The organism is Shigella sp. FC1567, assembly GCF_001743015.1.
Taxonomy (GTDB): domain Bacteria; phylum Pseudomonadota; class Gammaproteobacteria; order Enterobacterales; family Enterobacteriaceae; genus Escherichia; species Escherichia coli.
The window spans coordinates 1-6,496 of record NZ_MIIV01000120.1 but is presented as its reverse complement, the minus strand read 5'-3'; the positions used below and the strand labels follow the sequence as shown (position 1 = coordinate 6,496).

At 49.4% G+C, this 6,496-nt stretch carries 6 protein-coding genes and 1 pseudogene; 3 read left to right on the top strand and 4 right to left on the bottom strand.

What is annotated here, in order from left to right:
* Both BHE85_RS09200 and BHE85_RS09195 read right to left on the bottom strand, forming a co-directional pair.
* On the bottom strand, nt 1-159 hold a 159-nt coding region (locus tag BHE85_RS09200; RefSeq protein ID WP_032277379.1), incomplete at its 3' end, for an IS1 family transposase.
* Nucleotides 160-274: 115 nt separating this feature from the next.
* Entirely contained in the window at nt 275-892 is a 618-nt protein-coding gene (locus BHE85_RS09195) for a glutathione S-transferase family protein (protein WP_000598869.1), read from the bottom strand.
* Nucleotides 893-1,158: 266 nt separating this feature from the next.
* Between BHE85_RS09195 and ansP the strand changes: the two genes are divergently transcribed.
* The gene (gene ansP, locus BHE85_RS09190) at nt 1,159-2,658 is read left to right on the top strand and encodes an L-asparagine permease (protein WP_001300590.1); all 1,500 of its coding nucleotides are present in this window, start codon (nt 1,159-1,161) and stop codon (nt 2,656-2,658) included.
* A 112-nt stretch (nt 2,659-2,770) separates the two neighbouring features.
* On the opposite strand, the gene yncE is transcribed toward ansP, so the two are convergent.
* A complete protein-coding gene (gene yncE / locus BHE85_RS09185; protein WP_000550675.1) occupies nt 2,771-3,832 on the bottom strand; it encodes a 7-bladed beta-propeller protein YncE in 1,062 nt (353 codons plus the stop codon).
* A 241-nt stretch (nt 3,833-4,073) separates the two neighbouring features.
* Here yncE and pqqU point away from each other — a divergent pair, with 241 nt between their 5' ends.
* Complete coding sequence (gene pqqU / locus BHE85_RS09180) at nt 4,074-6,176, top strand: TonB-dependent receptor PqqU (RefSeq protein WP_000689355.1); 2,103 nt, start codon at nt 4,074-4,076, stop codon at nt 6,174-6,176.
* 35 nt (nt 6,177-6,211) lie between these two features.
* Here pqqU and BHE85_RS27350 read toward each other — a convergent pair.
* A pseudogene (locus BHE85_RS27350) lies at nt 6,212-6,277 on the bottom strand (hypothetical protein); the annotation flags it as partial.
* Nucleotides 6,278-6,331: 54 nt separating this feature from the next.
* Here BHE85_RS27350 and BHE85_RS09170 point away from each other — a divergent pair.
* Nucleotides 6,332-6,496, top strand: a 165-nt coding sequence (locus BHE85_RS09170; RefSeq protein ID WP_047664789.1) for an IS1 family transposase, incomplete at its 3' end; no start/stop codon positions are given.

Sequence of the window (6,496 nt, the reverse complement as noted above, 5' to 3'; positions counted from 1 at the left end):
GTGCGTACCGGGCTGAGAGGCGGTGTAAGTGAACTGTAGTTGCCATGTTTTACGGCAATGAGAGCAGAGATAGCGCTGATGTCCGGCAGTGCTTTTGCCGTTACGCACCACGCCTTCAGTAGCGGAGCAGGAAGGACATCTGATGGAAATGGAAGCCACGCAAGCACCTTAAAATCACCATCATACACTAAATCAGTAAGTTGGCAGCATTACCCGCCCATCATTGTGGATAAAGTTACTGAATAATAAATAACATAATCCTCTGGTATCCCACTCAAATAATTTCATTCCTTTTTAATACTTCTTGTAATTTCGGTAACTGACATACAGCATCAGCAATCGCACTGATATTCGTGGCATTATCCTGAAACCATTCATGCCCAGGCCCCCATGTGCGCATAGTGCAAAGATAACAGTCCACCAGCGTTAGTTGCTCACCAAACGCATAAGGTTCAGCGGTCAATTGTGAATTCAGCCAGATATAAAGCGATTTACGATATTCAATAACATTCTTCTTTAACTGTTCAGGTGCGTCAGGAGCCCAACGCTCAGGGTAATCGGCGAAAGTGAATGTTGGATAGACATTAGCAACCAGCCAGACCAATAGCCGTTGAAACTGCTGACGTTCGGCGCGCCCAACCGGTGGCGCAAGGTCCGGGCGACGATCGAGAACCATCAATGCAATCGCCGCTGTCTCCGTCATAATCTCGTCATTTTCCAGCGCCAGTGTCGGAATCTGACACAACGGGTTCAGGGTTTTCAATAACTCGCGTGAAGTTCCCTCGTGGTCAAAACCACTGACATCAACGAACTGATAAGGAATATCAGCCAGTGTTAGCATCAGCTCACTGATTGTAGAGCCCCATCCGGGTACGCCATACACCTTAATCATATGCCCCTCACAATCTTTTAAAGATTAAGTGTAGGACAGTACACAGGTTAACCAGCAAAAGTATTTGTCATTTTTTCGTCAGTTGTATGAATCCCCTTCAGGATTGTAAGGGGATGTTTTGCATCGTATATCGATAACGGGTAGGATGCTGCGCCGATAGTTTTATACCCATAAAGAATAATGGTGATAACTATCATCGCCAGGATGAATAAACATTGTTCATGGCAACTTATATGACTTTTTCATTAAAGCAATCAGGGAGAGCAATGAGTAAACACGACACCGACACTTCAGATCAACACGCCGCGAAACGCCGCTGGCTTAATGCCCACGAAGAGGGGTATCACAAAGCGATGGGCAATCGCCAGGTACAGATGATCGCCATTGGCGGCGCGATTGGCACCGGCTTGTTTTTAGGTGCAGGAGCCCGACTGCAAATGGCGGGTCCAGCACTGGCACTGGTTTATTTAATTTGTGGCTTGTTTTCGTTTTTTATTCTGCGTGCATTGGGTGAGCTGGTGCTACACCGCCCTTCCAGTGGCAGTTTTGTCTCTTATGCCCGTGAGTTTTTGGGTGAGAAAGCCGCTTATGTTGCTGGCTGGATGTACTTCATCAACTGGGCGATGACGGGGATTGTTGATATTACCGCCGTCGCTCTGTATATGCATTACTGGGGTGCGTTTGGCGGCGTGCCGCAGTGGGTCTTTGCGCTCGCTGCACTTACCATCGTTGGCACCATGAATATGATCGGTGTGAAATGGTTTGCGGAGATGGAGTTCTGGTTTGCGCTTATTAAAGTGCTCGCCATTGTGACCTTTTTGGTCGTGGGTACAGTGTTCCTCGGTAGTGGTCAGCCGCTGGATGGCAACACCACTGGCTTTCATTTAATCACCGATAATGGCGGCTTCTTCCCCCACGGTTTGCTGCCTGCGCTGGTGTTGATTCAGGGCGTAGTGTTTGCTTTTGCCTCCATTGAAATGGTGGGTACAGCTGCCGGAGAATGTAAAGATCCGCAGACCATGGTGCCTAAAGCCATTAACAGTGTGATTTGGCGTATTGGCCTGTTTTACGTCGGCTCCGTGGTGTTGCTGGTTATGTTATTGCCGTGGAGCGCGTATCAGGCGGGGCAAAGTCCGTTCGTGACGTTTTTCTCTAAACTGGGTGTGCCATATATCGGCAGCATTATGAACATTGTGGTGCTGACCGCTGCCCTCTCCAGCCTGAACTCAGGTCTGTACTGCACCGGACGTATTCTGCGCTCAATGGCGATGGGCGGTTCCGCACCGAGTTTTATGGCGAAAATGAGTCGTCAGCATGTGCCGTATGCCGGGATTCTAGCGACACTGGTTGTGTATGTCGTCGGCGTATTCCTCAACTATCTGGTGCCGTCGCGCGTATTTGAGATTGTGTTGAACTTCGCGTCGCTGGGAATCATCGCTTCATGGGCGTTTATCATCGTGTGCCAGATGCGCCTGCGTAAAGCGATTAAAGAAGGCAAAGCAGCGGATGTCAGTTTTAAACTGCCTGGCGCGCCCTTCACTTCCTGGCTGACATTACTGTTTTTACTGAGTGTCCTTGTGCTGATGGCGTTCGATTACCCGAACGGGACTTATACTATCGCGGCGCTGCCGATTATCGGTATTCTGCTGGTTATAGGCTGGTTTGGTGTGCGCAAACGCGTTGCTGAAATTCACAGCACTGCGCCAGTCGTCGAGGAAGATGAAGAAAAACAGGAAATTGTGTTTAAGCCTGAAACGGCGAGTTAATTGCAAAATTGCCCGGCTACGTGCCGGGCAAATTCAGATTACTGACGAAAGTGCCGGATACGCCGTGATAAAAGGCAGGCAAGTCTCACCGTTTTCACCCTCGCCATATCTATTACAGCGCAATACGAATCACATCGTCTGGCTGGGTAGCTTCCTGCTGTTTAGTGGATTTTTGTTTCACACTGACATACAGCGTTTTGCCATCGGCAGACAGCGCCAGGCTGTTTGGATGAGTCGGCGTATCGAACGTTTTCACCACTTTATAGCTTTTCGCGTCAATCACACTGACTTTACCTGCCTGACGATGCGTTACGTAGGCTTCATTACGCGCGGGGTTAAACAGCACAGCCAGTGATTCCGGTGCCGCAACCTTCGCCAGAATATTGCCATTACGGGTATCGACCACTAACACTTCTGCCGCTTTAGAATCGGTGATAAATGCACGCTGCCTGGCGGTATCAAGGCTGATGTTGATAAAGAAGTGCTCTTTGCCGTCATCCAGCAGCTTTTTACGGCTGAGGATTTTATTGTCGGCGGTGTCGATGGTAATCAATTCGCCGTCAGCGTTAGTGGTGTAAAGACGTTTGCCTTTGCTATCAAGCGCCAGACCGGTACTCATTTTACCGGTGTTCTGGATGGCGGTTTTCAGTTTGATATTCTCGCCATCAACGACCCAAATCACGCTCTCTTTACCAATACCACTGATGTAAACGGTGTTCGTGGCATCATCAGCTACCAGCTCACGCGGTTGCAGCGGGCGCACCTCTTCCGTGCGCTTACGATCATCCAGCACCAGACGGCCTTTCACTTCGCCCGTTTTGGCATCTATCGCCGTGACCGCGCTGTTTACGGTGTTACCAAACCACAACGTCTGAGTCGTGTTATTGATGGTGGCACCAAACGGCTTGAGATCGTTATGGATCGCCTGCGTCACTTCCAGAGTGACCGGATCAAGACGATAAACCACGCCACCTTTATCCAGTTTGCGGCTTTGCGAAGTGGCGAGCCACAGCGCGTTTTCTTGCTGGCTATAAGCCATTTCGTAGGCACCTTTACCTACCGCTTTACGCAGCATTTCTTCTGCGGCCTGCGTACTGAATGATGAAGCAACAAGCAATGAACCTAACAGTAATGAACCACGCAGGCGCGATGAAAACAGATGACGTAAATGCATGACGACTCCCTTTGATGAACCAATATTTTTGCTGCTTCACAATGCTTCGCTAAGCGTAATCATCGTCACGCTCTTGTTATAAATGGGAATGGTAATCATTATTTTCTCAAATGTGGAGCATTTCTTGCCGTTACGACTACAATTTTCTCAATTAATTAACGTATCGTGCCGTTTCGTTTTGCATAAGTTTACAATTTTATTACCATGACAGCGTTTTCCCATTCTTAACCTGGCTTTTTTCATGAAGATTTTTTCCGTCCGACAGACCGTTTTGCCCGCACTGCTTGTCCTTTCCCCCGTTGTTTTTGCCGCTGATGAACAGACTATGATTGTCAGTGCCGCACCGCAGGTGGTTTCAGAACTGGATACCCCAGCAGCAGTAAGCGTGGTGGATGGCGAGGAGATGCGCCTGGCAACACCGCGCATTAACTTGTCCGAATCACTGACCGGCGTGCCTGGTTTGCAGGTACAAAACCGGCAGAACTATGCGCAAGATTTACAGCTGTCGATTCGCGGATTTGGCTCCCGCTCCACTTACGGTATTCGCGGTATTCGCCTGTATGTGGACGGTATTCCCGCCACCATGCCCGACGGGCAAGGGCAAACATCCAACATCGATTTAAGCAGTGTGCAAAATGTGGAAGTGCTGCGTGGCCCCTTCTCTGCCCTGTATGGCAACGCGTCTGGTGGGGTAATGAATGTCACCACCCAGACCGGACAACAGCCACCAACCATTGAAGCCAGTAGTTACTACGGCAGTTTTGGCAGCTGGCGCTATGGGCTGAAAGCAACGGGCGCAACGGGAGACGGCACACAGCCTGGCGATGTCGATTACACCGTCTCAACCACGCGTTTTACGACCCACGGCTATCGTGACCATAGTGGCGCACAGAAAAATTTAGCCAATGCCAAACTGGGCGTACGCATTGATGAAGCCAGCAAATTAAGTCTGATTTTCAATAGTGTGGATATCAAAGCAGATGACCCAGGTGGGCTAACCAAAGCAGAATGGAAGGCTAATCCACAACAAGCGCCTCGTGCAGAACAGTACGACACGCGAAAAACCATCAAGCAAACTCAGGCTGGGTTGCGCTATGAGCGTAGCCTGAGCGCGCAAGATGATATGAGTGTGATGATGTATGCCGGAGAGCGAGAAACGACCCAGTACCAGTCAATACCCATGGCACCACAACTTAACCCGTCACATGCGGGCGGCGTGATTACCCTGCAACGCCATTACCAGGGGATAGACAGCCGCTGGACACACCGTGGTGAACTGGGCGTTCCGGTCACGTTCACTACCGGCCTGAACTACGAAAACATGAGTGAAAACCGCAAGGGCTACAATAACTTCCGCCTGAATAGCGGCATGCCGGAGTACGGGCAAAAAGGTGAGTTGCGTCGCGACGAACGCAATCTGATGTGGAACATCGATCCCTATTTACAGACGCAGTGGCAGCTGAGCGAAAAACTGTCGCTGGATGCTGGCGTGCGCTACAGCTCCGTGTGGTTTGATTCCAACGACCATTACGTTACTCCGGGTAACGGCGATGACAGCGGTGATGCCAGTTATCATAAATGGCTACCTGCCGGTTCGTTAAAATATGCAATGACCGATGCCTGGAATATCTATCTGGCAGCCGGGCGAGGCTTTGAAACGCCGACGATTAATGAGCTGTCTTATCGTGCTGATGGGCAAAGCGGTATGAACTTTGGTTTAAAACCATCCACCAACGATACAATTGAGATCGGCAGTAAAACGCGTATTGGTGATGGGCTGCTTAGTCTCGCATTGTTTCAGACCGACACTGATGATGAAATTGTTGTCGATAGCAGTAGCGGTGGGCGTACGACTTACAAAAATGCCGGAAAGACCCGTCGTCAAGGCGCTGAACTGGCATGGGATCAACGTTTCGCAGGAGATTTTCGCGTAAACGCGTCCTGGACCTGGCTTGATGCGACCTATCGCAGCAATGTTTGCAATGAACAGGATTGTAACGGTAATCGGATGCCAGGGATCGCCCGTAATATGGGCTTTGCGTCGATAGGTTATGTACCGGAAGATGGTTGGTATGCAGGCACGGAAGCGCGTTATATGGGCGATATTATGGCAGATGATGAAAATACGGCAAAAGCGCCGTCTTATACTCTCGTCGGCTTATTCACCGGGTATAAATACAATTACCACAATTTAACTGTGGATTTATTTGGTCGTGTCGATAATTTATTCGATAAAGAATACGTTGGTTCTGTCATTGTCAATGAGTCAAACGGGAGATATTACGAACCTTCGCCCGGACGAAATTATGGTGTCGGCATGAATATTGCGTGGAGATTTGAGTAATTACCTTGATGCCCGGTATTTGCCGGGCATTTACTTTAACGATTGTATTGCTGGTATAAAATAGCAATATTTTGTTGCATAATTTCAGCAAGACAATGTCGGTAATGCTGCCAACTTACTGATTTAGTGTATGATGGTGATTTTAAGGTGCTTGCGTGGCTTCCATTTCCATCAGATGTCCTTCCTGCTCCGCTACTGAAGGCGTGGTGCGTAACGGCAAAAGCACTGCCGGACATCAGCGCTATCTCTGCTCTCATTGCCGTAAAACATGGCAACTACAGTTCACTTACACCGCCTCTCAGCCCGGTACGCACCAGAAA